Annotated in this window: 1 protein-coding gene; it reads left to right on the top strand. The window is 64.1% G+C overall.

What is annotated here, in order from left to right:
* Nucleotides 1-713: 3-hydroxybutyryl-CoA dehydrogenase (locus EOA24_RS39945; protein ID WP_127410925.1), on the top strand; the 713-nt coding region annotated here is incomplete at its 5' end.
* Nucleotides 714-758: the final 45 nt, after the last annotated feature.

Genomic DNA, 758 nt, shown 5'->3' on the forward strand with positions numbered 1-758 from the left:
GTTCCGGCAAGCTTGAGGAAAAGGCGCGCAACGAAGCGATGGCGCGCATCTCCGCCGCTCCGGCCATGGCCGACCTCGCCGCCGCCGACCTCGTGATCGAGGCGGCGACCGAGGACGAGACGGTCAAGCGCAAGATCTACGCGCAGCTCTGCCCGCAGCTCAATCCGGAAGCGATTCTGGCGACCAACACCTCGTCCATCTCGATCACCCGGCTTGCCGCCCAGACCGACCGTCCCGAGCGCTTCATCGGCATACATTTCATGAATCCTGTGCCGGTGATGAAGCTGGTCGAGCTAGTGCGCGGCATCGCCACCGAGGACCAGACCTTCGAGGCGGCCAAGACCTATGTGAAGCACCTCGACAAGACGATCACCGTCTCCGAGGATTTCCCGGCCTTCATCGTCAACCGCATCCTTTTGCCGATGATCAACGAGGCGATCTACACGCTCTATGAGGGCGTCGGCACGGTCGACGCCATCGATACCGCCATGCGGCTCGGCGCCAACCATCCGATGGGCCCGCTGCAGCTCGCCGACTTCATCGGCCTCGACACCTGCCTGTCGATCATGCAGGTGCTGCATGAGGGCCTGTCGGACTCGAAATACCGCCCTTGTCCGCTGCTGGTGAAATATGTCGAGGCCGGCTGGCTCGGCCGCAAGACTGGTCGCGGCTTCTACGACTATCGCGGCGACCATCCGGTGCCGACGCGCTGATCTTCCGCGGCTGAACCCTTCCGACGCCGTTCAGGACGCCGCGGC

It is taken from the genome of Mesorhizobium sp. M2A.F.Ca.ET.039.01.1.1 (genome assembly GCF_003998035.1).
Lineage (GTDB): Bacteria > Pseudomonadota > Alphaproteobacteria > Rhizobiales > Rhizobiaceae > Mesorhizobium.